This is a genomic window from Ensifer sp. CCNWLY38, assembly GCF_037120565.1.
Classification (GTDB): Bacteria; Pseudomonadota; Alphaproteobacteria; order Rhizobiales; family Rhizobiaceae; genus Ensifer; species Ensifer adhaerens_H.
Genome location: NZ_JBBBBO010000010.1, coordinates 260,845 through 285,938 on the forward strand (window position 1 = coordinate 260,845; position 25,094 = coordinate 285,938).

The 25,094-nt window shown below is 60.8% G+C and carries 27 protein-coding genes, 2 tRNA genes and 1 pseudogene; 17 read left to right on the forward strand and 13 right to left on the reverse strand.

Going from position 1 to position 25,094, the window contains the following annotated elements:
• Positions 1-5 precede the first annotated feature (5 nt).
• From V7S54_RS22375 to V7S54_RS22385, 3 genes are read right to left on the reverse strand one after another with little or no spacing between them, the layout of a single operon-like run.
• Positions 6-434 (reverse strand): DUF2267 domain-containing protein, encoded by a 429-nt coding sequence (locus V7S54_RS22375; protein WP_065376162.1) that lies wholly within the window; start codon positions 432-434, stop codon positions 6-8.
• Positions 431-805, reverse strand: coding sequence for a membrane protein insertion efficiency factor YidD (gene yidD, locus V7S54_RS22380; RefSeq protein WP_065376163.1), 375 nt, complete (start codon positions 803-805; stop codon positions 431-433). The genes V7S54_RS22375 and yidD overlap by 4 nt, the downstream gene beginning before the upstream one ends.
• A 1-nt stretch (position 806) precedes the next feature.
• Complete coding sequence (locus tag V7S54_RS22385) at positions 807-1,253, reverse strand: iron-sulfur cluster assembly scaffold protein (protein ID WP_065376164.1); 447 nt, start codon at positions 1,251-1,253, stop codon at positions 807-809.
• Positions 1,254-1,593: 340 nt separating this feature from the next.
• Here V7S54_RS22385 and folE point away from each other — a divergent pair, with 340 nt between their 5' ends.
• The 3 genes from folE to V7S54_RS22400 all read left to right on the forward strand — a co-directional run bounded on the left by folE (position 1,594) and on the right by V7S54_RS22400 (position 4,052).
• Entirely contained in the window at positions 1,594-2,211 is a 618-nt protein-coding gene (folE, locus tag V7S54_RS22390; protein ID WP_065376192.1) for a GTP cyclohydrolase I FolE, read from the forward strand.
• 24 nt (positions 2,212-2,235) lie between these two features.
• On the forward strand, positions 2,236-2,688 hold the full coding sequence (gene hisI / locus V7S54_RS22395; protein WP_065376165.1) for a phosphoribosyl-AMP cyclohydrolase: 453 nt from the start codon (positions 2,236-2,238) through the stop codon (positions 2,686-2,688).
• Positions 2,689-3,086: 398 nt separating this feature from the next.
• On the forward strand, positions 3,087-4,052 hold the full coding sequence (locus V7S54_RS22400; RefSeq protein ID WP_065376166.1) for a patatin-like phospholipase family protein: 966 nt from the start codon (positions 3,087-3,089) through the stop codon (positions 4,050-4,052).
• A gap of 288 nt (positions 4,053-4,340) precedes the next feature.
• Here the strand turns inward: V7S54_RS22400 and V7S54_RS22405 are convergent, their stop codons facing one another.
• On the reverse strand, positions 4,341-4,769 hold the full coding sequence (locus V7S54_RS22405; RefSeq protein WP_065376167.1) for a CBS domain-containing protein: 429 nt from the start codon (positions 4,767-4,769) through the stop codon (positions 4,341-4,343).
• A gap of 263 nt (positions 4,770-5,032) precedes the next feature.
• Positions 5,033-5,764: a rhomboid family intramembrane serine protease gene (locus V7S54_RS22410; RefSeq protein WP_065376168.1), complete on the reverse strand. Its 732-nt coding sequence runs from the start codon at positions 5,762-5,764 to the stop codon at positions 5,033-5,035.
• Between the two features lie 362 nt (positions 5,765-6,126).
• Here V7S54_RS22410 and V7S54_RS22415 point away from each other — a divergent pair, with 362 nt between their 5' ends.
• The 6 genes from V7S54_RS22415 (at position 6,127) to V7S54_RS22440 (ending at position 11,945) form a co-directional block, all read left to right on the forward strand.
• Complete coding sequence (locus tag V7S54_RS22415; protein WP_065376193.1) at positions 6,127-6,756, forward strand: PAS domain-containing protein; 630 nt, start codon at positions 6,127-6,129, stop codon at positions 6,754-6,756.
• Between the two features lie 108 nt (positions 6,757-6,864).
• Positions 6,865-7,473 (forward strand): PilZ domain-containing protein, encoded by a 609-nt coding sequence (locus V7S54_RS22420; protein ID WP_057255615.1) that lies wholly within the window; start codon positions 6,865-6,867, stop codon positions 7,471-7,473.
• 676 nt (positions 7,474-8,149) lie between these two features.
• Positions 8,150-8,758 carry a transglutaminase-like cysteine peptidase gene (locus tag V7S54_RS22425; protein WP_058328550.1) on the forward strand — a complete coding sequence of 203 codons (609 nt, stop codon included), beginning with the start codon at positions 8,150-8,152 and terminating at the stop codon, positions 8,756-8,758.
• A gap of 380 nt (positions 8,759-9,138) precedes the next feature.
• Positions 9,139-9,873 (forward strand): hypothetical protein, encoded by a 735-nt coding sequence (locus V7S54_RS22430; RefSeq protein ID WP_065376170.1) that lies wholly within the window; start codon positions 9,139-9,141, stop codon positions 9,871-9,873.
• Positions 9,874-10,055: 182 nt separating this feature from the next.
• On the forward strand, positions 10,056-11,597 hold the full coding sequence (locus V7S54_RS22435) for an SPOR domain-containing protein (protein WP_065376171.1): 1,542 nt from the start codon (positions 10,056-10,058) through the stop codon (positions 11,595-11,597).
• A gap of 78 nt (positions 11,598-11,675) precedes the next feature.
• The gene (locus V7S54_RS22440; protein WP_058320548.1) at positions 11,676-11,945 is read left to right on the forward strand and encodes a hypothetical protein; all 270 of its coding nucleotides are present in this window, start codon (positions 11,676-11,678) and stop codon (positions 11,943-11,945) included.
• A gap of 125 nt (positions 11,946-12,070) precedes the next feature.
• Here V7S54_RS22440 and V7S54_RS22445 read toward each other — a convergent pair whose 3' ends face one another.
• Positions 12,071-12,508, reverse strand: coding sequence for a DUF1489 family protein (locus V7S54_RS22445; protein ID WP_065376172.1), 438 nt, complete (start codon positions 12,506-12,508; stop codon positions 12,071-12,073).
• A gap of 74 nt (positions 12,509-12,582) precedes the next feature.
• On the reverse strand, positions 12,583-13,983 hold the full coding sequence (locus tag V7S54_RS22450; RefSeq protein WP_065376173.1) for an L-serine ammonia-lyase: 1,401 nt from the start codon (positions 13,981-13,983) through the stop codon (positions 12,583-12,585).
• 746 nt (positions 13,984-14,729) lie between these two features.
• On the opposite strand from V7S54_RS22450, the gene V7S54_RS22455 reads away from it, so the two are divergent.
• The 3 genes from V7S54_RS22455 (at position 14,730) to V7S54_RS22465 (ending at position 17,040) form a co-directional block, all read left to right on the forward strand.
• Entirely contained in the window at positions 14,730-15,422 is a 693-nt protein-coding gene (locus V7S54_RS22455; RefSeq protein WP_065376174.1) for a DUF599 domain-containing protein, read from the forward strand.
• Positions 15,423-15,552: 130 nt separating this feature from the next.
• Positions 15,553-16,563 (forward strand): heparan-alpha-glucosaminide N-acetyltransferase, encoded by a 1,011-nt coding sequence (locus V7S54_RS22460; protein ID WP_065376175.1) that lies wholly within the window; start codon positions 15,553-15,555, stop codon positions 16,561-16,563.
• Positions 16,564-16,566: 3 nt separating this feature from the next.
• Positions 16,567-17,040: a methyltransferase family protein gene (locus tag V7S54_RS22465; protein ID WP_065376176.1), complete on the forward strand. Its 474-nt coding sequence runs from the start codon at positions 16,567-16,569 to the stop codon at positions 17,038-17,040.
• Between the two features lie 86 nt (positions 17,041-17,126).
• Here the strand turns inward: V7S54_RS22465 and V7S54_RS22470 are convergent, their stop codons facing one another.
• A complete protein-coding gene (locus V7S54_RS22470) occupies positions 17,127-17,513 on the reverse strand; it encodes a MerR family transcriptional regulator (protein ID WP_065376177.1) in 387 nt (128 codons plus the stop codon).
• A 175-nt stretch (positions 17,514-17,688) separates the two neighbouring features.
• Positions 17,689-19,110 (reverse strand): magnesium transporter, encoded by a 1,422-nt coding sequence (gene mgtE / locus V7S54_RS22475; protein ID WP_065376178.1) that lies wholly within the window; start codon positions 19,108-19,110, stop codon positions 17,689-17,691.
• A 390-nt stretch (positions 19,111-19,500) separates the two neighbouring features.
• Between mgtE and V7S54_RS22480 the strand changes: the two genes are divergently transcribed.
• On the forward strand, positions 19,501-20,010 hold the full coding sequence (locus tag V7S54_RS22480; protein WP_065376179.1) for a peptide deformylase: 510 nt from the start codon (positions 19,501-19,503) through the stop codon (positions 20,008-20,010).
• A gap of 51 nt (positions 20,011-20,061) precedes the next feature.
• On the forward strand, positions 20,062-20,331 hold the full coding sequence (locus V7S54_RS22485) for a hypothetical protein (RefSeq protein WP_065376180.1): 270 nt from the start codon (positions 20,062-20,064) through the stop codon (positions 20,329-20,331).
• A 55-nt stretch (positions 20,332-20,386) separates the two neighbouring features.
• Here the strand turns inward: V7S54_RS22485 and V7S54_RS22490 are convergent, their stop codons facing one another.
• The 3 genes from V7S54_RS22490 to V7S54_RS22500 all read right to left on the reverse strand — a co-directional run bounded on the left by V7S54_RS22490 (position 20,387) and on the right by V7S54_RS22500 (position 22,446).
• Positions 20,387-21,571 (reverse strand): serine hydrolase domain-containing protein, encoded by a 1,185-nt coding sequence (locus tag V7S54_RS22490; protein ID WP_065376181.1) that lies wholly within the window; start codon positions 21,569-21,571, stop codon positions 20,387-20,389.
• A 327-nt stretch (positions 21,572-21,898) separates the two neighbouring features.
• Positions 21,899-21,983 (reverse strand) — tRNA-Leu (locus V7S54_RS22495).
• 378 nt (positions 21,984-22,361) lie between these two features.
• Positions 22,362-22,446: transfer RNA gene (locus V7S54_RS22500), tRNA-Leu, on the reverse strand.
• 194 nt (positions 22,447-22,640) lie between these two features.
• On the opposite strand from V7S54_RS22500, the gene lipB reads away from it, so the two are divergent.
• Positions 22,641-23,360, forward strand: a complete 720-nt coding sequence (lipB, locus tag V7S54_RS22505) for a lipoyl(octanoyl) transferase LipB (protein WP_065376182.1) — start codon at positions 22,641-22,643, stop codon at positions 23,358-23,360.
• Positions 23,361-23,366: 6 nt separating this feature from the next.
• Here the strand turns inward: lipB and V7S54_RS22510 are convergent, their stop codons facing one another.
• On the reverse strand, positions 23,367-24,305 hold the full coding sequence (locus V7S54_RS22510; protein ID WP_234793165.1) for a DMT family transporter: 939 nt from the start codon (positions 24,303-24,305) through the stop codon (positions 23,367-23,369).
• A gap of 245 nt (positions 24,306-24,550) precedes the next feature.
• On the opposite strand from V7S54_RS22510, the gene V7S54_RS22515 reads away from it, so the two are divergent.
• Both V7S54_RS22515 and V7S54_RS22520 read left to right on the forward strand, forming a co-directional pair.
• A complete protein-coding gene (locus V7S54_RS22515; protein ID WP_065376183.1) occupies positions 24,551-24,949 on the forward strand; it encodes a helix-turn-helix domain-containing protein in 399 nt (132 codons plus the stop codon).
• A 69-nt stretch (positions 24,950-25,018) separates the two neighbouring features.
• Positions 25,019-25,094, forward strand: a pseudogene (locus tag V7S54_RS22520) (GNAT family N-acetyltransferase); the annotation flags it as partial.

Consider the following 25,094-nt stretch of genomic DNA (forward strand, 5'->3'; position numbering starts at 1 on the left):
TCCCTTCAGGCTCGCCAGAAATCGGCAGCGCCTGCCGGAAGCCGGGCAAGAACCCGGTCGAGCTTCGCCTCATCGAGGTTGCGACGCAAGGCGCCAGCCACGTCGGCGATGGCGCTATCGGGGGAAATATTGTGATCCAGCCGCAGCGACTGCACCTCGCGGGTCATGGCGATGCGGCCCGAAAACAGGACCCTCGGTTCTTCGAGGTCCCATTCGGCCACGAAGATCGCGCGTAGCACCGGCGGCAAGACATCTGCGAACAGGATGGCATCCTCCAGTTCCAGCCGCCGGCGAAATGTCTGCAGCACGGCCTGCACCATTGTGTAGGCCTGGTTCGTCGTCTGCAGCCCGGCAAGGTCGCGCGCATCGACGATGAAACGCTCGAAATCCGCGGAGGCCTGACGGTATTCCATCGGCATGGTCATGGTGGTCATCCAGCCTTCGGCCGTGGCCGCCAGTAGCGCCACGGCGCGTACCAGGTTAGGCGAGCCTCAAGCTGCTCCGGCACCGGATCAAAGCCGTGCGTCCCGCCCGGACCGCAGCGCGCCACGCGAAACAGCGTCATCCAACCTCCTGCCCAGAAGCCATGGCGGGCGATTGCCTCATAGCCGTATTCCGAACAGGTCGGCAGGTGCCGGCACGAATTGCCGATGAAGCTCGAAAGCGTGAGCTGATAGACGCGGATCAGCGCCATCCCGATCAGCCGCCCCGGCGTCTTGCGAAACGGACCATCCCAGTTTCGGCCACGCACTGCCGGCTTCGCACCGTCATCCGGCGTATGCCGACAATTCGGTTCGCCGCACATGTCAGACCGCCGCCAGCAGTCGCTTGGCCTCGATCTGCTCGATGGCATCGACGACGGCATCAAAGGTCAGCATCGTCGACGCGTGACGCGCCTTGTAATCCTTCACCGGACGCAGGAAGCGCATATCCTCGAAGCGCCCGGACGGGCCCTCGCCGTCCGCCTTCAACATGGCAAGCATGTCCGCGCGCGCCTGTCGGATTTCTTCCGCGCCGGCGCCGACGACACGGCGCGCCATGATCGAGGACGAGGCTTGGCCAAGCGCGCAGGCCTTCACGTCATGGGCAAAATCGGTGACCACGTCGCCGTCCATCTTCAGCCAGATATGCACTTTCGAACCACAGAGCTTCGAGTGCGCGGTCGCGTCCGCGTCGGCGTCGACAATTGTTCCGATGCGCGGAATATTGCCGGCAAATTCGAGAATTCGGCTGTTGTAGATGTCATCCATCATTTGACGCGATCCGGCTGATTTTTCGCGGTTTTGAGTGATCGACGCATGATTTTCTCCGGTAGGCAGGAAAAAAGCACGACGCGACACGCTCCGCCTCTTTCATCTCTGTGGCACCATACTATATGCTATGTCGTGTTGGGGCGACAGTTCCGCAAGAGGAACAATGTCGCCTGTTGTTTGGGAAACCGTGCCGGAAGGTCCAGTGCACTGCTACGCCAGGACCGGAAAGCCCCGGAGCCCGCCAACGGAACCCAAGCCTGCAGGGTTAGGCGAATGGCCAGTGGCGAGTTGTCCGAAAGATAAAACGTCAAGCAATCCCGTATTGCTAAAAGAGGCCATTGTGGACGCCATAGTGAAGAATTTTCCCGTGCTCGACGATGCGAGCGGCCGGCCGACCCAGAAGGAAGCCGAGGAAGCCGTGCGCGTTCTCCTGCGCTGGGCCGGTGAAGACCCGGAACGCGAAGGGCTGCTGGACACGCCGGCGCGCGTCGCCAAGTCCTATCGCGAACTTTTCAGCGGCTATGATCTTGCCGCCGAAGACGTGCTCGGCCGGACCTTCGAAGAGGTTGCCGGCTACGACGACATGGTGCTCGTCAAGGACATCCCGTTCTATTCGCATTGCGAACATCATATGGTGCCGATCATCGGCAAGGCGCATGTCGCCTATCTGCCCAATGGCCGCGTGCTCGGCCTTTCCAAGATCGCCCGCGTGGTCGATATCTATGGCCGCCGGCTGCAGACGCAGGAATCGATGACGGCGCAGATCGCCAAGGCGATCGACGAGTCGCTTGCCCCGCGCGGCGTCGCGGTAATGATCGAAGCCGAACATATGTGCATGGCGATGCGTGGCGTGCAGAAGCAAGGCTCGACAACGCTCACCACCACATTTACGGGTACGTTCCAGACAGAGCCGGCTGAACAGGCCCGGTTCATGACGATGCTCAGGGGCTTCAAGTAAGGCTCCGACAGACGGAGCCTTTCCATGACGCTCACCTTCGACGCTCCCTCCTCCAACAAGGCTGAACTGGAAACCGGTCCGGCCTTCACCCCGCGCTTCGATGAAAAGGGGTTGATCACCGCTGTCGTCACGGATGCGCGGGACGGTGAGCTCCTGATGGTCGCCCACATGAACGCCGAGGCCCTGGCTTTGACGATCGAGACGGGTGTCGCGCACTATTACAGCCGTTCGCGCAAGAGCCTCTGGAAGAAGGGTGAAAGCTCCGGCAACCTGCAGACGGTCAAGGAGATCCGCACCGATTGCGACCAGGATGCGATCTGGTTGAAAGTGTCCGTCGCCGGTCACGACGCCACCTGCCATACCGGCCGCCGGTCCTGCTTCTACCGCACGGTCAGCGCCGAAGACGGCAAGGCCACGGTCGAAATCACCGACGACCACAGGCACTTCGACCCCGCAGAGATCTATGATAAAAATTAAGCACCGCGCATCTTTTTGGTGCGGGCACATGCTATATTTATCTTTTGGAAACCAAGCGAGCGCCTAATCCTATAGCAAGGATGCGGCGCTACGAGGGAACGGCAACGTTCCCAGCTGTATTGCAAACTGTATCCAATGTTTATCGATCCTGCCGCAATCGGCGACGGGATCGATGATATACCTAAGAACGGTGCCAGTCTTTCAGCGATGGACAGGACGAGGCCGGCACCTGCGCCGGCTTGGCGGAGCCTCACCAAGACGCGCGCAGCAATTTGCCTCTCTCCAGGATCGAGCCCGATCCTGGGAAGTTAAGTCAATGATGAATTGCCACAGCGACCTTCGCGCATTCTCATCGACGTGTCGCGCTGCGGAGTATTCGGCGGTGTTGGAGGTGCCGGATGTTGAATTGGACTTTTACGCGTAGCAACCAGATTGCAGATCTGTCCGGCCCGGACGGCACATCGATTTCAACTACACCACCAGAACCTGCGACACCTCCGCAGAGACCGAAGATCGCAATTGCCCTTGGGGGCGGCGCCGCGCGCGGCTGGGCCCATATCGGCGTGCTGCGTGCCCTCGACGAAGAAGGCATCGAAGTCGGCATGATTGCGGGCACCTCGATCGGAGCGCTCGTCGGCGGTTGCTATCTTGCCGGCAAGCTCGACGAACTCGAGACCTTCGCACGCTCCCTCACCGTCCGGCGGATCGCGGGACTGCTCGATTTCGCTATTGGCGGCGGCGGTCTCTTTGGCGGACTGAGGCTGACCAAGCGCATGCAGGAGCATCTGCGGGGTCTCAGCATCGAAGGCCTCGACAGGCCATTCATTGCCGTTGCGACCGAAGTGCATAGTGGGCACGAGGTTTGGCTCGAAAAAGGATCGCTCATCACCGCGATCCGCGCTTCCTACGCCTTGCCGGGCATCTTCGAGCCGATCAAAGCGAACGGACGCACGCTCATCGACGGCGCGCTCGTCAACCCCGTCCCGGTCTCTGTCTGCCGCGCTCACGAACAGCAACTCGTCGTCGCCGTGAACCTCAACTACGACCTCTATGGCCGCTCAGCTGTCGTCAAACACAGCGCCGGCATGGAAACGCCGGATGCCCCGGCGCAGGAAAAGGAAGCGACCCTTCACTCCCGCCTCGGCATGACCGGCGTGATGGTTCAAGCCTTCAATATCATCCAGGATCGTATTTCCCGTGCTCGTCTTGCCGGCGACCCTCCGGACCTAGCCTTGCACCCCAAGCTTAACGATATCGGCCTATCGGAGTTTCACCGTGCAGGTGAGGCGATCGACCGAGGCTACCACGAAGCCAAGGCCAAGCTCCTGGAGATCCGCCGGATGCAGGACGCCCTCGTGCGCTGACGAGCGATCTTCCATCGATCTTTTGCGGGCTATCCGCGCAGCGATTGCGCGCGGGGTCTCATTTCGGGGAATGCGTCGCGAACCGCAATCAGGCCGCGTCGCGCCATAAGGCCTTGTCGCCCGATCGCTACAGCGCCGCGCGCCTTATCAGACGCGCAAAGGTCGCTGTAGCACTTTGATTTTCTGCATGTCTCCTTAAATCGAGGTCGATTTAAGGAGACATGCAGTGGGCACGAACAGGGCAAAGTACCTGAGGTGGATAGGGGGCGGCGCAGGCCGCCTTCCCATTTAGCCGGCGATATAGGCCTTGATCTGCTCGGTCTCGTGCTCGATCGCACGGATGTGGTGTTTGATCACGTCGCCGATCGAAACAATGCCGGCGAGCTGGCCATTTTTTTCGACAGGCAGGTGGCGGGCCCTGAGCTTGCTCATCATTTCCATCAGGGACTGGACGGACATTTCCTCGGTGCAGCAGTAGACATTCTGCCACATGACGGCCGCGACCGACCTTTCGAGACAGGTCGCTCCCTGCTTGGCGATCGCTGCGACGATGTCGCGCTCGGTGAGGATGCCTGCGATCTGATCATCCGCATCGACGATGATGACCGCACCGATATGATTGTCACGCAAGAGAATGGCAGCCTGTTGGACTGTCATCTGCGGGCCGACCGTTACGACGTTGCGACCCTTTTCATCGAGTATTGCTTTTACTGACATGCGCACATCTCCCGTTGCGACAACTCCGGGTCGGCAGGGCAAGGTCCAGCCGTCTCTCGTGCGGTACGGTCGGGCGATGGAACCTGTACCCTGGCCGCTTATGATCGCCTGCCCGCGTGCTCCTCAGACGCGGACGGGCTTTCTGTACCCGGCCTTCACGGGCCGCCTAGCCTTTCGACAATCGGCGACCGTAACAAATGGTGCGCCAGCGCTCCGGGGAAATCAAGCGCTCACAAGCGCCGTCCGCCGATCTTTCGACGTCGTCAGTCGCGGGGGTCGAAAAGGCCGAAGAGAAGGAAGCCGAAGAGGAACCCACCGATATGCGCTTCCCAGGCGATGCTACCCGCACCCCCAGGCGTGAACATGCCGAGCCCGATCAGAAAGTTGGTGAGGAACCAGATCCCGGCGAAAATCACGACAGAGCGATTTGCCAGCGCCTCACTGACGGGCAGCCGCCGGTTGAGATGGGCAAATTGCCGGCTGATCCGCCCGCTTGGCGAAAAGACGAAACGCGCCGCCGCGCCCATGAAACCGGAAACGACGCCGGAGGCACCGACGACCACGATCATCTCGCCCCAGTGAAATGCCGTGTGCAGCGCAACTGCGGCCGCAGCCGAAAGACACCAGAATACCGCCAGCCGTCCCATGCCGATGCGGCGCACGACCGGCGCACCGAAAGCGACCATCCAGAAGATATTGAAGATCAGGTGCTCCCAGCTGCCATGCAGGAACGAATAAGTGATGGGACTCCAGAGCCAGGCGAGCCCCTGCTCGGCCAGGGGGTGATCGTAGCGCGCCGGCAGAAAGGCGAAGTTGAAGATGATCTCCTGATCGATCGCAGGCGGCAGAACATAGGTGCGCAAGGCATGAATGGCGATCAGAAACAGCAGAATGCCGGTAAGCCCGGCCGGCAGATTGAAAGCAGGCTCACGTGACGGATTGGCGGCGCTGTCCCGGTCCGTCTCCGGTGGCGTTGCCGTCTGATCTCGTTCCATGGTTGCTGCTTTCTCCATCGATTGGTCCGTTCGATCGCATTCGATCGAGGCGATGGCATGACATCGCCGAATTCCGACCGGACTGGGGCGACCAGCCATAAGCAAACAAAAAAAGACCGTCCAGTAAAAACTGAACGGTCGCCAAGCTCAGATCCGAGCTCCAGTTCAAGTGCCGAAGCCAACGCTTCGTGAAGTCATGTCTTTCAGTGCCAGTCGCAGTGCTCCAGCGCAATCGAAACCATTCGTTAACCTTAATTTCGAGCTGGCATGCTTTTCGCTCCATTGATCTCAAGACTGCAATTGATCGGCCAAACATGTGCCAGACCGGCACAAGCGGGCCGCAGAAGTGGAATGAACGCAAGATGCGCAGCAAGACGACGACGGAGCTTTTCCGATACTGGAACACAATTCGCGGCAAGCGCGACCTCCCCTGTCGGGACGAACTCGAGCCGGGGGACATTCGCGCACTGTTGCCCAACCTGTTCATTCTCGAGCGTGATCGCAACGCCGGCATCTCGTTTCGTCTGGCCGGGACCCATGTCTGCGCACTCTTCGGTCTTGAACTGCGCGGGCGACAGTTCGGCATGCTGTGGCTGAACTCGCAGGCGGCCAAGACCCAGCGCATCGCCGGCCAGGTGATGACGCACCGGGTGCCGGTGATGCTGTCCGCCAAGGGGCGCACGGCCGATGCGCGCGAGGTCGAGGTCGAAATGCTGCTGTTGCCGCTCGCCTCAACCGAGGGTGCAAGCGACCGAATCCTTGGCGCGCTCTCGCCACTTTCCCGCCCGTACTGGTTGCATGCGACATCGGTGGAAGGCCTCGACGTCACCGGCATGAAAATCCTCGACCCCGACCGCACAGCCGTGTTTCGCGAAGAGCCGGCGGTGGAACATGTCTCCCCGCGTGCAGAATCCCGCGCTGGCGAAGGGCTTTTGGGAGAGTCCCGTCGTGTCGGACATCTTCGCATTCTGGAGGGCGGACGACGCGAATGATCGCCGCCTGTGTCCCGAGTTGGCCACCGGGACCAACCGCAGGACGAACATTCTATTAACCCGAACGTTCTAAACTCTGCCTGCCAAAATACGCCATGCAGAGTCACAATGTTCTCATTCCAGCACGCTCAGAATACCGCTCCGAAGCCGCATCACGAAGGTGCGTTCCAGCGCGTTTCCGTGAACCTTGCTGGACGGCTGATGCTGGCCAATCGCGACGAATATGATTGCACCGCCGTCGACATGTCGCCGGGTGACGTGCTGCTTTCCTCCCCGGCACGGCCGCGGGCGGGTGAGCGCATCATCGCCTATATCGACCATGTCGGCCGCCTTGAAGGCACCGTGTCGCGCATCGCCGACGATGCCTTCGTGATTCAGCTCAACGCCACCGAACGCAAGCGCGAGAAGTTGGCTGCGCAGCTTACCTGGATCGCCAACAAACACGAACTCGGTCTGCCCGAGGATCGGCGCCATGACCGCCTTGCGCCGCGCAAGACGTCAACCGAGCTGACGCTGGACACCGGCGAAAAATTCCCTTGCCGCATCATCGACCTCTCGCTCTCCGGCGCGGCCGTCGATATCGAGAACCGCCCGCCGATCGGCACACCGGTCTTGCTCGGCAACATGAAGGGCAAGATCGTTCGCCATTTCCAGGAAGGCTGCGCCATCGAGTTCTCGGGCGTACAGTCGCGCGAAGCACTGACGGAATTCCTCTAAGGGCGTGTACGCGCGACCCTCGCTGGCCTGCCCCGATCAAGAACGTTGCCTTGTCACCCCGATCGCGCACCAGCCTCCTGAGGCGCCGCGCCACTTCTTGCGCGTGATTGCCGGCCGCCCCGACATGCGCAACGACAGACCAGCCAATCGCTGGCCCGATCCTGCGGCACGAAACCAACCTCGGCTTTCACAGTAGACCTGCCCCGCGACGAAGCTGTCCGCGCGGGCTGGGCGACCGGCATCGCCTCGTCGACGGCGACTGCCTCATTTCGGAACATCTCGATCCAAACTCGACTTCTGACCGCTACAAATATTTTTCCGAACAAATTCAAGGCGCGACGCATATTTGAAGTCGAAAAGCAGCAACAAGATCGACGTCATCCGCCCCTGGCGCCACGCATCGCGACCGCGGTTTTCCGGCAGCCACTGCTCCTGTCGCTCTGCGGATCGACATAGGTCCATTGATTACAATCACTTAGATCGTCAAGCAAACATGAACGGAAGATCGCTCCGTCGGGAAATCGATAAAATTTGACTCAAATTCGATTTAAATAAAAATCAAATTCTATTCTTATTTTATTCTTATACGACTTTCATTTGTACTTGTTTTTAGTTCGCAAGTTCGCGAGCGATAAAAACGTCTGTGCCATTGTCGAACCACAACGGGGAGACAATCATGCTCAAGACAATCACCAAGATGATCGCGGTTGCGGTCCTTTTCACCGGCGGCCTGATCGAAACGGCGCTGGCGCTTCCGGCCAACATGGTCGTCACCGGTGCAACCAACCCGCCGATCGGTCACTACGAGTTCTGCAAGATCTATCCGTCGGAGTGCACCTCCAACGGCAAGGACCGAGGCCCAATGATGCTGACGCGCGAAGGCTGGCAGAAGATTCTCGAGGTCAACTACGACGTCAATCAGGCGGTCACCCCGATGACCGACATGGAAATTCATGGTGTCGAGGAGAAGTGGTCCTATCCGGACACGGTTGGCGACTGTGAAGACTATGTCCTCTTGAAGCGCCGCAAGCTGATCGAGAACGGTTTCTCTCCATCGGACCTCTTGATCACAGTCGTTCTGCAGCCGAACGGTGACGGCCATGCCGTTCTCACCGTGCGCACCGACCGGGGCGACTTCATTCTCGACAACATGCGCAACAAGGTGCTGCTGTGGTCGGACACCGAATACACCTACCTCAAACGCCAATCGACCGAACACTCCGGTCGCTGGGTCAAGCTCCAGGACGGCCGCACCGTCGCCGTCGGCAGCGTACGGACGCAGTAAGCACAGAAGACATGGGAGGCGGGCGCGCCTTTCGCAGCAGCCTCCACCATTACAGGGCTCCGGTCATAAACATCCCCGTCCAGACCGAGCCTCGGCCGGTTCCGCGCCCCTCGGAACCGGCCGTTTTTATGAGCGGCATTCCCGGCGCCAAACCGCGTCGCGATCTTTCTTTAAGTTTTTGATGTTTCGCATGCCGTTTTCGCAAAACGCTGCGCACTTTTGCGCGACACGCTTTTGCAGATCGAAGAGGAGTTCACAGAAAATTAACCATCCTCGACCAGCGTCGGGCAAGCGACGTCGTCCATCCTACGATGCGCGGGAATGCGTGAGCCGAACAACGGACCGCCGGGGTTCGGCCATCGCGACGGGACAGCCCAACGATGAGCAGTTCTTCAAACGACATTCACGAACCGGAACTCCGACCGCTGCTGTCGCCCGGCTTCGTCTACCGGGTTATGGCAGCGGTCGCGGTGCTTGCGGCGCTGACCGCTGCCATCTCATTTGCAGGGCGCTGGTTCGGCGAAAATCTCGCCCTTGCCGGCCACACCGCGAGCAACGAGGTTTTCGACATCTTCATCGGCCAGGATCACTTGCGCCTGCCGGCCAACATGATCCGCTTCGAGGCTCAGCGCGCCACCTCGATCGTCGAGCGCGTCGATCTCTACCTGACCTGGCCGGGGCTCGAAGGTTACAGCGACCAGAGCCGGGCCCTCTTCAACAATATCGACGCACCCGAAAGCCTCATTTTCCTGCAGATTTCCCAAAGCACGATGTCGCGCGACATGTCCGGGCGGCTTGGGCCGATCTATTCGCAGGTCTTCGACGGCGCGCCTGCGGCCGGCCCGGGCGGCCTGACGGAGCACGCAGTCAAGCCGACATCCAGCTATGCGGGCGAAGTGTTCTTTACCGCTGAGACGCCCACCCAAGCGCCCTATGTCGTGCGTTGCCTCAAGTCCGGCCCACAATCCATCTCGACCAGCGCCGATTGCCAGCGCGACATTCACGCCGGAAAGGACCTCGCCGTGCTCTACAGATTCTCCAACAAACTGCTGCCGCAGTGGCGCGAAATCGATCAAGCGATCGCGACCTTCGTCAAAAACCGTCTCGTGCCCTGATTTCGTCTAACTGGTGTGGTGCAGGCAGGCCGCCGCGCCATTGCGCTACACCGGCATCGCCCTGGTACAAATGCGTTCGATTCCGGAAACCAATCATTCATCATAAACCGATTGGTAACGCTATGCCGATACTGTCTCGAGAACGGTCGTTCCCGGAGGCGGCGTCCGGACAACCCCATGACATGAGAATAAAGAGTAGCGTAGTGTCCCAATCCGGTTTTTTTGATCTCGCGAAGCGCCCGTTAGGTGCTCTTTCAAAGATGGTAGGACGGGTCGTCCTTGCAGGCGCCATTGCATCGGCCGCCTTTGCAGCGCCGGCCTTCGCAGCCTCGAATTACGCCAATCCGAAATATTCGGGCATCGTCGTCGATGCCAAGACCGGCAAGGTTCTTTACGGCGAGGATGCCGACGAATTGCGCTATCCCGCGTCTCTCACCAAGATGATGACGCTCTATCTGACCTTCGAAGCGCTCGAAGCCGGCCGGATCACCAAGTCTACCCCCATCCCCTTCTCGAAGAACGCTTCCGCCGAGCCGCCATCGAAGCTTGGTGTGCGTGCCGGACAGTCGATCACCGTCGAACAGGCGATCCTTTCGCTCGTCACCCGCTCGGCGAACGATGCGTCGACGGCGCTCGGTGAATATCTCGGCGGTTCGGAGCAGCGTTTTGCCCGCATGATGACGAACAAGGCCCGGGCGCTCGGCATGACACGCACGACCTATCGCAATGCCAACGGCCTGCCCAACCCGGAACAGCGCACGACCGCGCGCGACCAGGCCCGCCTCGGCCTCGCGCTTCGCCAGCATTTTCCGCAATACTACGATTACTTCTCCACCCGCAGCTTCCGTTTCGGCAAGCAGACGATCGGCAATCACAACCGTCTGCTCGGCAATGTCCGCGGCGTCGACGGGATCAAGACCGGTTATACCCGCGCGTCGGGCTTCAATCTCGTGACCTCGGCTCAGCTCGAGGGTCGCAGCATCGTCGCCGTCGTCATGGGCGGCACCTCCGGCGCCAGCCGTGATGCGCAGATGCGCCGGCTCGTCGCAAAGTACATGCCGTCCGCATCGCGGCGTGGCGACGGCAATCTGATTGCCGAGACCAAGCCTACCGCCGTTCCGGCCGAAGAGACCCAGGTTGCAGCGGCGGCTCCCGTTGCGGAAACGCCCGTCGTCGCGGCCGCTGCCAGCGGTCACGACCTGCCCAACACCGGCCCGGTTCCTGGCATCCGCTATAACGGCGAAAGCGCGAGCAGCGTGCAGATGGCCTATGCCGGCAACAGGCGCGCGTCGGACAACCCCGTTCTTTCCCCGAAGATCGTTCCCAACACGCTCGACGCCCAGAGCCTGAAGCTCCGTCAGCCTGTTGCCGCCGGCATGGTCGACGCCCAGATCACCAACTCCGTTCCGAAGAAGGCCGACGCAGCCGACACCACCGCCAAGGCAGAGCCGGTCGAGGTCGCAAAGGCCGAAGCGATGCCGGCTCAGCCGCAAGGCTGGGTAATCCAGATCGGCGCGACGCCGGACAAGGACCAAGCCATGACCCTTCTTGGCAATGCCAAGGACAAGGGCGGCAAGGCCCTGCGCAAAGCAACGCCCTTCACCGTGGCCTTCGGCCAGGTCTACCGCGCCCGTTTCGGCGGCTTTGACGACCAGAATGCAGCCGTCAACGCCTGCAAGGCATTGAAGAAGAAAGGCATCTCCTGCTGGGCGAGCCAGCAGTAAGGTCAAAAGTTTTGGCGACCGGATGTGTTTGTTTTCCGGCCGCCTTCCTCGGATTTGTACAGCGTAACGAGGTTAATCATGGCGATGAACGAAAACGTTCCGGGTGTCACCCCGCTGCCGGGACGGCGCGCTAAGCCGTCGCGCATCAACCTGCATCCCCTGCACGAGGCGGCCATGCGCATTGCCGATCTCGGGCTCAACCGATCGAAGGCGAAGACGCGCGATCTGGTCGGGATGCTCCTGACGCACGGAGCCCGCGCCTGGCGATCGACGCAGCCGCGTGCCGGCATTCATCTTCACGTGACGGGGCCGAACCGGCGCCATCCCCTGAAGATGCGGATCACCTGAACGTTCATGAGATTGCAAAAGGCGGCCTGTGCCGCCTTTTTCTTGTTGCGATGCCGCCGCAACCATGCACGTGCCAGCATCGCAACAAGCGCTATGATGGGCCGTCAGCTCATCCATATTGAAGATTAGAGAAGTCCGAGTTCCGCCAGTTCGCGGCGCAGCTCGAGCGGCATCTCGGCACCGCCAGCGGAAAGCGACGCCAGGTCGCGCGGCGCATCCTTGTCGGTGAGATAGCGCCAGCCCTGGAAGGCACGCCGCGGCTGCAACTCCGTCTCGACCACTTCCGGGCCAAGCAGCAGATTGCAGCGGCCGATACCCTCGCCATCCGTGAAGGTCTCGATACCGATCAAAGGCTGCCGCGCCTGCACGGTCCCCTTGATCACCCAGTAGAGCGAACCGCCGTTCAGCAGTTCCTCCACCCGTTTCGGCACCATGCGGGTCGTGTGGAAGGAATGGGGCTCGAGGCCAGCGGCCATGGCGGCCATCGCCTTGCGCGAAACCCATTCGCGCAGGTCCTCGATCGATTCCGCTCCGACGCAGAGCTTTATGAGATGCAGAGACATAGCTGTTTTGAACACCCGTCCGGCCGTTGCGGTCAAGCGGCCAGACGCTGTTCATCCACAATCACCGTGGCGGCTCAACATTCGACGACGTTGACCGCGAGACCGCCGGTCGATGTTTCCTTGTACTTCTCGTTCATGTCGACGCCGGTTTGGCGCATCGTCTCGATGCAGGCATCGAGCGGCACAAAATGCTTGCCGTCGCCCTTGAGCGCCAGCGAGGCTGCCGTCACCGCCTTGACCGCACCGAGCGCGTTGCGCTCGATGCACGGCACCTGAACCAGGCCGGCGACCGGATCACAGGTCATGCCGAGGTGGTGCTCGAGTGCGATCTCGGCGGCATTTTCGATCTGCTCGGGCGTACCGCCCATGACGGCAGCAAGGCCGGCAGCGGCCATGGCGGACGCCGAGCCGACTTCGCCCTGACAGCCGACCTCGGCACCGGAGATCGAGGCGTTGTGCTTGATGATGCCACCGATTGCGGCAGCCGTCAGCAGATAGTCGCGGATGCCCTCCTGATCCGCGTCGTCATGGAAATGCATGTAGTAGCGGATGGTGGCGGGGACGACGCCTGCTGCACCGTTGGTCGGCGACGTGACGACGCGGCCGCCGGCGGCATTCTCTTCATTGACCGCCATCGCGTAGACACTCAGCCAGTCATTGGCGAGCAGCGGGTTGGTCTTGTTGGAGCGCCATTCTTCCTGCAGCTTGTCGTGGATCGAACGTGCGCGGCGGCGGACCTTCAAGCCACCGGGCATGATGCCCTCCTGGCTCAGCCCACGGTCGATACAGTTGCTCATCGCGCCCCAGATGCGGTCGAGCCCGGCATTCAGCTCATCCGGCGACATGGTCGCTTCTTCGTTCGCCCGTTTCATCTGGGCGATCGTCATTCCGGAGCGGGCTGCCATGTCCAGCATCTCTTGCGCCGAGGAGAACGGGAATGGCACCTTGACGCCAGTCGCCTTGTTCTTCGAGGCGCGCATCGCCTCGAGTTCCGTATCGGTCACGACGAAGCCGCCGCCGATCGAATAATAGATCCGCTTCAACAGCAGCCGGCCGTCGCGGTCGAGCGCGGAGAAGGACATGCCGTTGGCATGGCCAGGCAGCGGCACCTTCTTGTCGAAGACCAGGTCCGTCTTCGGCTGGAATTCATAGGACGGATGCCCAGGCGGCGAAATGCGGCCACTGCGCTCGACCTCGTCGATCAACGCGTCCATGCGATCAGGATCGACCAGATCGGGGCGTTCGCCGACGAGACCAAGGATCACCGCCCTGCCCGTGCCGTGGCCGATACCGGTATGGGCCAGCGAACCGTGCAGGCTGACCTTGATCGCCGCAACGGCAGCATGGGACGGGCGCGGCCAGTCGTCGGAAAGAATGAGATCGAGAAAGCGGTTGGCGGCCGACATCGGCCCCATCGTATGCGAGCTCGAAGGCCCGATACCGATCTTGAACACGTCGAAGACGGAAAGAAACATAAGCTGCCTGCCCCGGAGACTGACCAGCGGCGCACAGGCATGATCGCCCGAGCACCGCATTCACGATTGCCTCGATATCACGCTTCACGGTCTGTGCGAACCGGCGCGCTATCCTCATATTTGCTGCACGATATTATCCTCAGATCGGTCCCGATTTAAGGAAATCCGCAACAAATATAGGAACGAAGCCTAAGCGATCCCATAGCAAACGGTCAGGCGGTCCACCGACATTCGATCCCATCCGTGCGACATTACCGTTCGGGCAGGCTCCGGCGTGCCGCCACCGGTTGCCCGGAATCAAAAACGGCGCGGCTTTTGGCAAGCCGCGCCGTCAATCAGTGGACTTTTTTAGATACTAGATATCAAAGGCCGCCGAAAAGATAAGCAAGAACAAGAACGCCAACGAAACCAGCTACGGCGCGAGCAGTCACGCCCCAGCAAGACTTCTGAATTGTATTGTCCATGATGTCTCCGAAAACACTCTCAACGGCCGCGGGCAGCACATGTGGCGCCCGCGTCTGGAGCCTTGCATATTGAAGAAAGTGTGAATGCGCAATGGGGAAATGTGGCGGAAAGGTGTCAAACCTCGGCCGCGCCGATCGGTAAACTGGTGAAAACCGCGCAAACCACCGGGCGGGGCGATGAGAAATTCCGCCGCAATTTCATCACAGTAGTTGACGCGCCGCCGATTCCCGGGCCACCGCGGCCACCTTGCAATTTCCAAAAGCCATGCCAAAAACACGTGTATGACCTTCGAAGATTACATAGCGCTTGTCGTGTTTATTCTGCTTTGGGCGGGCTTCAGCTGGGCGACCGACGGCACGCGCGGCTTCAAGCGGGTGAGTCTCACCCGCCTCATGAACGAGCATCGCGGCCGCTGGATCCGCAATTCGCTCAACCGCGACCTGAAGATGATCGATACGCAGATCATCGCGGGGCTGCAGGCCGGCACCGCCTTCTTTGCCTCGACGACGATCTTCGCCCTCGGTGGCTGCTTCGCTCTGCTCGGCGCAACCGAACAGGTGCAGATGATCTTCGCGGACATGCCCTATGTCTTCCATGGCGGTCGGACCGCGTTCGAACTGAAGGTCGGCGGCCTCACCTGCCTCTTCGGCTATTCCTTCTTCAAGTTCGGCTGGTCCTACCGGCTGTTCAACTATTGCTCGATCCTGATGGGCGGTATCCCAATGACCGCCGACATGCAACGCGACCCGCAGGCGGCGGAGAAGGCAGCCGAACGGGCGATCCGCATGAACGTGCTGGCCGCCAAGCACTTCAACGCCGGCCTTCGGGCGATTTTCCTGTCGATCGGATATCTCGGCTGGTTCATCAGCCCCTATGTCTTCGTCGGGCTCACCGTCTTCGTCATCTTCGTGCTGACCCGCAGGCAGTTCTTCTCGGAGGCACGCGCGGCGCTGCTGCCGGACGCAACGCCCTGACAGCACGCGCATCCATCGCGCTGAACGGAAACAGACCGAGCCTCTCCAGTTCCACCATGAGCCAACGACGCGTGTTTGGCACAAGCCAAACATGTCACTCTACCTCACGCCCACAGGATGGCGAATGCCCATGTCCGACAGCAATGTGACTTCACCGACGACACAGATACCGGCTCAATCTGCCGCACGGGGGCGGCTCGCCTTCATCGACGTCGCGCGCGGCCTGGCACTGCTCGCTATGGCGACCTATCACTTCGTCTGGGATCTCGAGTTCTTCGGCTACGTCGCCGCGGGAACCGCCGGCACCGGCGGCTGGAAGATCTTTGCCCGGCTCATCGCCAGCAGTTTCCTGTTTCTCGCCGGGTACAGCCTTGTGCTCGGACAATGGCCGAAGCTTCGCCTCGATCCGTTCATGCGGCGCTTTGCCAAAATCGCCGGTGCGGCAGCGCTGATCACCATCGCGACCTATTTCGCGTTCCCGGACACCTTCATCTTCTTCGGCATCCTGCATGCGATCGCCGCGGCAAGCGTGATCGGCCTCGTGTTTCTGCGGCTTCCGGCCGTCGTCTCGCTGCTTGCGGCGGCCGCGGCCATCGCCGCGCCCCTTTACCTGCGCTCGCCGGCCTTCGATGCACCCTGGCTCTGGTGGGTCGGACTGTCGGAAACACTGCCACGTTCCAACGACTATGTGCCGCTGCTGCCGTGGATCGGGCCTTTCCTCTTCGGCCTTGCCGCAGCCAAGCTCTTCCACGCGCGGCTCGTTGCGGCCCTCGCAAACCGTCCGTCCACAGGCGACAAAGGCAAGCTGTGGACGAGACCCTTCGTCTTCGGCAGCCGTCACAGTCTGGCCATATACCTCATTCACCAGCCCGTGCTCATCGGACTGGTCTATCTCTTCTCGCTGATTTCACCGCCGACATTGCCGGATCCCAAGCAAGCCTACCGCAGCAATTGCGTCGCGGCCTGCAACCTGGGGAACCCGGCCGTGCCGTGCGACGCTTTTTGCGGCTGCACGCTCGACCTTCTGGTGCAACAGAACCTGTTCGACAGCCTGAACAGGGGAGAGATCAACGTCAGCACCGATGAACGCATTGCGCGAATCGCGCGACAGTGCACAATGGACGTGCAATCAGGGGACTAGGACATGAATGCCTATCGTGCCAAGCCGCTGAATTTCCCGTGGCCCGCCCTGCTCTACGGCGTCGCCACGCTCGCGGCCCTTGTTCTGGCACGATATTCGCCCATCCCCGTCGCACACGGACACAGCTGGTTTCCCTGGATCAGCGGCGGCACTCTGATCATCGTCGCCATCTGGCTGGATCTCTGGGCAGTCAAGACGTTACTCGACCGGCACACGGCCGTGATGCCCTACCGGTCGGCGACGTGCCTCGTCACCTACGGCCCGTTCCGCTTCACACGCAACCCGATCTATCTCGGCTACACCTTGATGATGGTCGGCTTCGGTCTGGCGACGCTCAATCCGTGGTTCTTCATCACGGCGATCGCAGCGGTGATGCTGACGACTCTCTTTGCCATTCGCAACGAAGAGCGGCATCTGCTGTCGCGCTTCGGCTTCGAGTTCGAGCGTTATTGCCGGCACACCAGCCGCTGGATCTGACCAAGAGACCGTAAAACCCAAAACAAAAAAGGGCAGCGCGGACGCCACCCTTCGAAACCTTCGCTTTTAAGAATACGCCTGCCTGCTCAGGTACCGACGCCGATCTCTGCGAGACGCGTCAGGCACGCCTCCTCGACATTGTCGAGCTCTGCCAGCGTGTCTTCGATATCCTTGCGCTTCTGCCGAAGTTCCTCGCGCTTTTCCTCGACACGGCTCATCAAGAGCTGAAGCTGGCCCATCTCGCCGGGCGGATCCTTGTAGACTTGGATGATTTCGCGGATTTCGGCAATCGTGAAGCCGATGCGCCGGCCACGCAGAATTTCCTGGATCAGCCGCCGATCCGCAGGCCGGAACAGGCGCGTGCGTCCACGGCGTTCAGGATGAATGAGGCCCTCGTCCTCATAGAACCGCAGCGTTCGGGTGGAAATGCCGAATTCCCGCGTCAATTCGGTGATGCTATAATATTTATTCACGCTGCCATTCCATGATTTACTGCATCGTTCCTAAAATCGGTATCGATCTAAGGTCAAAATTATGCAGCAGGTCAAAGTGTTACAGCGATCTCAGCGTGTCATGGACGACGCGCGCGCTGTAATGCGTATACACTATCGTTGACCTTGACGTAAAAGTCAAACAACGGCGTTCACCTCACGTGACGTGAAACCACCACGTGGCGATGCCGAGAAAACTGAAGAAACCGGTTATGTCGGTGATGGCCGTCACGAAAACGGCAGAAGACACGGCCGGATCGGCACCGAAGCGGTCCAGGCAGAGCGGGACGAGGATGCCGCCAAGTGCTGCGGCCATCATATTGATCAGCATGGCCGTGGCGATGATACCGCCGATGTTCGGGTCCTGAAACCAGAGACCGGCGAGCAGGCCGATCAGCGTGCCGAAGATCATGCCGTTCAAGAGCCCGACCCCGGCTTCGCGCCGAATGATGCGCGGCGCGTTGTGAATGTCGAGGCCACGGGTTGCCAGCGCCCGGACGGTAACCGTCATGGTCTGCGAACCGGCATTGCCGCCCATACCGGCGACAATCGGCATCAGAATGGCGAGCGCCACGATCTGCTGAATGGTCGCATCGAACAGACCGATGACCGAGGCGGACATGCACGCCGTCATCGAATTGATGAACAGCCACGGCACGCGCGAGCGCGATGCCTCGGTAACCGAGTCCGAGAGCTCCTCATCGCCAACGCCGCTGAGGCGCAGCAAGTCTTCTTCCGCTTCTTCCTGAATGACGTCGACGACGTCATCGATGGTAAGCACGCCGACGAGCCTTCCGTTGTCATCGACGACCGCCGCGGAGAGAAGGTCGTATTGCTCAAACAGTTGGGCTGCCTCTTCCTGGTCCATTTCGGCAGGAATGGCATGGCTCGTGTCGTGCATGATCGCGTCGACCTTGATCGACCGCTTGGTCCGTAGAATGCGGTCGAGGTCCATGGCACCGAGCAGCTTGAAGGTCGGGTCGATGACAAAGATCTGCGTGAAGCTCTCGGGCAGGTCCTCGTCTTCGCGCATGTAGTCGATCGTCTGGCCAACGGTCCAGAACGGCGGCACCGCCACGAACTCGGTCTGCATGCGCCGGCCGGCCGTGCTCTCCGGATAATCGAGCGAGCGGCGAAGGCGAACCCGTTCCGTAAAGGGAAGCTTCGCCAGGATCTCGTCCTGATCTTCCTGGTCGAGGTCCTCGAGAATGTAGACGGCGTCGTCCGAGTCCATTTCACCGATGGCCTCGGCGATCTGCTCATTCGGCATATGCTCGACGATATCGAGACGGATGGCCTCGTCGACCTCGGTCAGTGCCGAAAGGTCGAATTCCTTGCCGAGCAGTGAGACCAGCGCCAGGCGCTGGTCAGACTGGATCGCTTCAAGCAGGTCGCCGAGTTCCGACGAATGCAGACCGGCGACGTGCTGGCGCAGATAGATCGTATCGCGATCGGCGATCGCGGCGCCGACATGCATGAGGAAATCGGAACGGACCGAGCCGTCGTCGGCATAGATGTCCGAGCCGTCAAAGGTCTTGACGTCTTCGATACCGCTGTCGTCGTCGCCGATATTGCTCATGGGCGCCCTCGAAACGATTGCTGCTTTCCGGTGCTCCATCATACGGGCCGGAAAGAATGCGTCACTGACGGTTGGTGCCCTCTTCCGCTGCCGTGCTCCGGAAGTTGGGTCCTACAGCCCTGCTAGCGCAAAGCCCCGTCGAGGTCCACAGCACAGATAGCACCCTGTGAGCGGCGACAACAGATTTATTCAAGCTGTTGCAAATACATGAAAAACCGGCTGCATCTCGACAGTGTCGACATCGATCGCGCGATCGGCTAGCACTTCTCTTCGTTCCCTGGAACCGGAATCGATATCAGAGAACGAAACAGCAGCCCAAGGTTTACGGCGCCTCTTGCGCTCCTCAACGGGAGGCACGGCACCGCAAACGCTGCAGCCGAGGAACTTCTGATGGCGATCCGTCCCATTGTCCGTTTTCCCAGTCCCTTACTGAGCCAGAAGGCGGACACCGTTACCCACTTTGATGCGGCGCTCGAAGCCCTTGCGGACGACCTTCTCGACACGATGAGAGCGGCACCGGGTATCGGCATCACCGCTCCGCATGTCGGTGTCCTGCAAAGGGTGACGGTGATCGAGCTTGACCGGGAGAGCGGCGTCGGGATTTACATCAATCCCGAGATTGTCTGGAACTCCGCCGAAGTCATGAGACATGCGGAAGGCAGTGTTTCGATGCCTGGGGTTTCGGAAGACATCGAGCGACCGCAGACGGTGCGCGTTCGCTATCAGACCCTTTCAGGCGAAACGATCGAAGAGGAAGCCGAAGGGCTGATGGCCATTTGCCTGCAACACGAGATCGACCAGCTCGACGGCATTTTCTGGACCCAACGCCTCTCGCGCCTGAAACGCGATCGGGCGATCAAGAAATTCGAAAAGCTGACAAGGGAACAGACGCGCGTCTAGGACTTCCCGCGGACAGCATCAAATGACTCCCAGTTCACCAAGGATCGAACAATGAAGCCAGCATATCTTGCAGTCATCGGCCTCCTGGCCCTCGCCGGTTGCAACACTGCCCAACAAAGCCTCGAGCCCCTGCCCGAGAGCCTGACCTACGGCGAAAACGTCAGCAAAAGAAAGACGCAGGCCGCCCCCGGCACCATGATCCAGCACCGTTTCATGTATGAGGGGCAGATGGTCTACGAAAGCTACGAGGTCCAGCCCGATCACAGCTTTAAGCTTATCCGCCGCCGCATGGACCAGAGTGGACCGCAAGGCAACAGCTGACGACGCGGACGCAGAGCGGGCAAGCGCATGGCCTAAGCTTGGCGTTTCGGGCCGGTTACCTTGGAAGGGCGGAGTAGACCGCCGTTTCGAAGTCGAGGTAGCCCCCGATCGAGGCCGGGTCGACGAAGGGCAATATCTGCGTCGCCCATAGGCCGCCGAGACCATTTTGGCGGTCTATCCAGTAATAGAGGTTTGCAAGCCCAGCCCAAGCCAGCGCGCCGGCCGGTCGACCTGTCGGCGCGACTTCATCGTTGATCATGAAGCTAAGGCCCCAGGATTTCGGCATTCCGGGGAAAAATTCGGCGTCGTGCGAAAGGCTCGGTATCACCCCGGGAAGCTTTTTGATCTTCTTTTCTCCGAGGCCGTTCTTTTCCGCCATTTCGACGGTTTCGGGTTTCAGCACGCGTCCGCCGGGTGCCATCCCGTCGTTCAGCCACATGCGAATAAATTTTGAGTAATCGGTAGCTGTCGAGTAGAGGCCATGCCCACCCATTTGGACCTCGGGTTCCTGGGGGAACCGGAAATCGGGCAACGGCTGCAATCGCCCGGCATCGTCCCGCTGATGCAGCGTGACCACGCGTGAGGCCATCGCTGGGGTCAATGCGAAACCGGTATCGTCCATACCGAGCGGCTGAAGGATTCGCTCCGTCATCACCTCGCCCAGTCGCTTACCGGCTATTCCCTCCACCACCTGTCCAGCCCAGTCCAGGTTGCTTCCATATTCCCAGTCGTCGCCTGGGTCGAACAGCAATGGCGTTCGGATGGATGCATAGGAGCTCGTGATCACGCTCGGCTGCCCATGTTGGCGGGCCAACCTGGCGTAGGTTTCATTGAAGAAGTCGTATCCAAAGCCAGCCGTATGCAAAAGCAGCATGCGTGTTGTGATATCCCGTTTGGGCGGGCGGAGCTTCGGGTTCCCGGAGGAATCAAAGCCATCGATCACCTGCAGCTTGCCGATATCGGGAGCGTATCGCCTCGCTGGAGCATCGAGATCGAGCCTGCCCTCCTCGACCAGTTGCAGGCAGGCAGTGCCGGTGATCGCTTTCGTCATCGAGAAGAGCCCGAAGACGCTGTCGGCGGTCATGTCCGCATCGCCACCCAATGCTCGCTTTCCGGCTGCACCCGTGTAGATGTCGCCCCGTCTATCTGTGGCAATCGCGACGACGCCGGGCACGCCATCCGCGACGCTGACGACGGTATTGAGGATTGCATCGGCTACAGTCTTGAGATCGCCGCCCAAAGGAACCTCCCAAGCAAACGGGCTTCGTCATTGGTGCAGGTCGCCCAACCACCGCCGCGCCCAGAAAATTGCTTCCAGCCCGCCCCTCGTTCTGGAATACCCCACAAAGGTTAGCACCAAATAACATTCCAAGCCATTTCGCCTGCAACGTGGCGGTGCTCGTTCACTCTTTTTCCGCGGCGGGCAAACGCTATGCACGCCGAAGTGCGGTCGGAATGTGTGTTGAGGTTTGCGGGCTTGCAGCTTCGGCCCGAGGCTGAGGCGCGCGATGGGCTCAAGAGCTAAGCGCCGGACATAAAAACGAAAAAACCGGCCGAAGCCGGTTTTTGGTGCGGTCGAGAAGACTCGAACTTCCACGGGTTGCCCCACAGCGACCTCAACGCTGCGCGTCTACCAATTCCGCCACGACCGCATCGTGGTAGATGCCGGCCTGCGCCGGCGGGCTGCATGTAGCAAAAGCCCCCGCAGGGCACAAGAGATGGCTGTGCACAATTCGGGCGATCGTGACAGAACTCAGCGGCCTTCGCATTGCGGCCATGTCGCCTTTCCGGGCACCAAGCGCGCACACCTTGTCGGGCACCGCGCCGAGACCGATTGTTGGAGGCGGGATTCCGTTCGTCTTCGGCCAATCGCCAGCAAGGAGAGCGCGCTCCTTCTCACCGTGCCAAACGCCTATTCTTGATTGGAAACGTGCAGCGAAAGGATGTGTCGGCGATGCGATTCCGCGCAGCACGCAGTGTTCGCTAGGGTAGGATAAAAAACAAAAAACCCGGCCGAAGCCGGGTTTTTTTGGTGCGGTCGAGAAGACTCGAACTTCCACGGGTTGCCCCACAGCGACCTCAACGCTGCGCGTCTACCAATTCCGCCACGACCGCATCGTGGTAGGTGCCGACCTGCGTCGACGGGGCTGCATGTAGCAAAAGCCCCTGGGGGGCACAAGAGGATGACGACAGAAATTTGACGGGAAATGAAACTATTTCAACAGCCCAATCGGGAAGCGCTGGAAACGCTGGACTCTTGTCACGCGCCATCCCATTTACAAGCTCTGAAAAACAGGAATGCCGAGCGAATGCAGCGTGAGAATCTGAGCCAGACCATGTTCGCCCCCGCGGAATCACCCCCGGTTCGCTGGCGGATCGCTTCTGATCTGGTGGATTATCCACAGGCAGTCGAGCTGATGGAGCAAGAGGCTGCCGCGATCGCCGCCGGCACCGCGGACGAGCTCGTCTGGTTGGTCGAACATCCGCCACTGTACACGGCCGGTACCAGCGCCGATGTTGCTGACCTGGTGATGCCGGATCGCTTTCCGGTGTTCTCGGCGGGTCGCGGCGGTGAATACACCTATCACGGGCCGGGCCAGCGAGTCGTTTACGTCATGCTCGATCTCAAGCGCCGGAAACAGGACGTGCGCGCCTTCGTCGCTGCGCTGGAAAGCGTCGTGATCTCCACGCTCGATTCGATGAATGTGAGAGGTGAGCGCCGCGAAGACCGGGTCGGCGTCTGGGTTCGCCGCCCGGAAAAGCCCGCCCTGCCCGACGGTTCGGTGGCGGAAGACAAGATTGCCGCGATCGGCATTCGCCTGCGAAAATGGGTAAGCTTCCACGGCTTCGCACTGAACGTCGACCCGGATCTCGACCATTTCGGCGGCATCGTGCCCTGCGGTATTCGCGGTTACGGCGTAACAAGCCTCGTCGACCTCGGCCTGCCGGTGATGATGCCGGATGTCGATATCCGGCTGCGCGAGGCCTTCGAGACGGTGTTCGGCCCGACAAAAACCGACGGCGCCTGAGCCCATTCAGCTTGCAGCTCGACGTCCCGCCTGCCGCTCGCGCCAGATAATAAAGAGGCCCGAGCCGACGATGATGGCGATGCCAAGCCATTTGGAGAGCGACGGAAAGTCTCCGAAGATGAGATAGCCGAGCGCCGTCGCCGTGACGATCTCGAAATAGTGGAATGGCGCCAACAAGGAGACAGGTGCCGCCCGGAAGGCTTTGACGACCAGCAGATGGCCGTAGCCGGAGAGCGCGCCGAGGATAACCACCAGCGTCCAGCCAAGCGCCGATTTGGGCAAGGACGGCACGAAGTCGGGGCTGCCCATGCCGTTGCCGACCAGGATCACCAGCGCCATCATCAATGTGCCGCCGATACCAGCGATCGTCTGCATCGTCAGCGGCGAGTCTCCGGTACCGACCGCACGATTGAGAAGCAGGTAGCAGGCAAAGACGAAGGCGCAGGCCACCGGCAGCAAAGCCGTCGCGCCGAAAGCCGCGAAACTCGGCTGGATGACGATCATCGCCCCACCGAAGCCGACGACGATGGCAAGCCAGCGTCGCCAGCCGACCCTCTCCTTCAGGAACACCGCCGAAAGGCAGGTCAGGATGAAGGGCTCGACGAAATAGATGGCAAAGGTATCGGCCAGCGGCATGTACTTCACCGAAATGAAGAAGAACAAGGCCGCGGTCGCCAGCAGCACGCCGCGCAGCAGATTGGCCCAGAGACGCTTCGGCTTCAGCGCCCGCAGACCGCCGGCGCCAAGCAGCATCGGCAAAGTCGCCACCAGCTGGAAGAAGAACCGGTAGAATGTCACCTGGCCGGGCGACATGCCTTCGTAAACAGCCATATATTTCGCGATCACGTCCATGCCGGGCAGGATGACCATCGCAAAGAGCATGATGGCGACGCCTTGCATCACGGTATTGGCAGGCTCGGCAGCCGCGGTTCGGGCGTCGGTCATGGGGCAAGCTCCGGTTGGCCGCCGCAGATTAGAGCCTAAGCCACGGTTTTCAACGGGCGAAGATACGACGGAGGCCGAACTATCCGCGCCTTAGCCGCAATTGACGGTGTTTTTGGCGCTTCGGGGTGGTCCCTCGCCGACCGAATGCCTATAAGCTCAGGACCATCTTCCGCCCCGGAAATCAAAAGCGGCTTCCTGCCGGCTCTCCGGGACCTTTGAACGTAACCGTGGCAAAGGAGATATCCATGCGCTTGTCCACCGAAACGATGATTGCCCGCCTGCGCGACACCAGCGATGGTGACACGCTGGGTGGACGCATCTGGAGGGCGCGCGACGCCGCCAACCTCAGCGCCAAAGATCTTGCCGACCAGCTCGGCGTTCGCACCGAAACGGTCGCCGCCTGGGAGCGCGATCGCGCCGAGCCCCGGACGAACCGGCTCTTCATGCTTGCCGGCGTGCTCGGCGTTACCCCGGCCTGGCTGATTGCCGGCCTCGGCAAGGCGCCGGATTCGGACGCGGTCGATGACGAGCGCGACGGCCTTCGCGAGCAGCTTGCCCTGGTCAAGAAGCTGCACGAACAGACCGGCAAGGCCATCGCCGCACTTGAGATGGAACTCAATCGCGTTCAACAGAACATTCGTTAGCTTATTGTCGATTCCAACGGGCCGCCGCCCTGGCGGCCCGAAGCCATTTTTGTCCAAGGGAGAAAATAGATGGATGTACGCGCCGCCGTTGCCGTTCAGGCAGGCAAGCCGCTCGAGGTCATGACGGTTCAACTCGAAGGGCCGC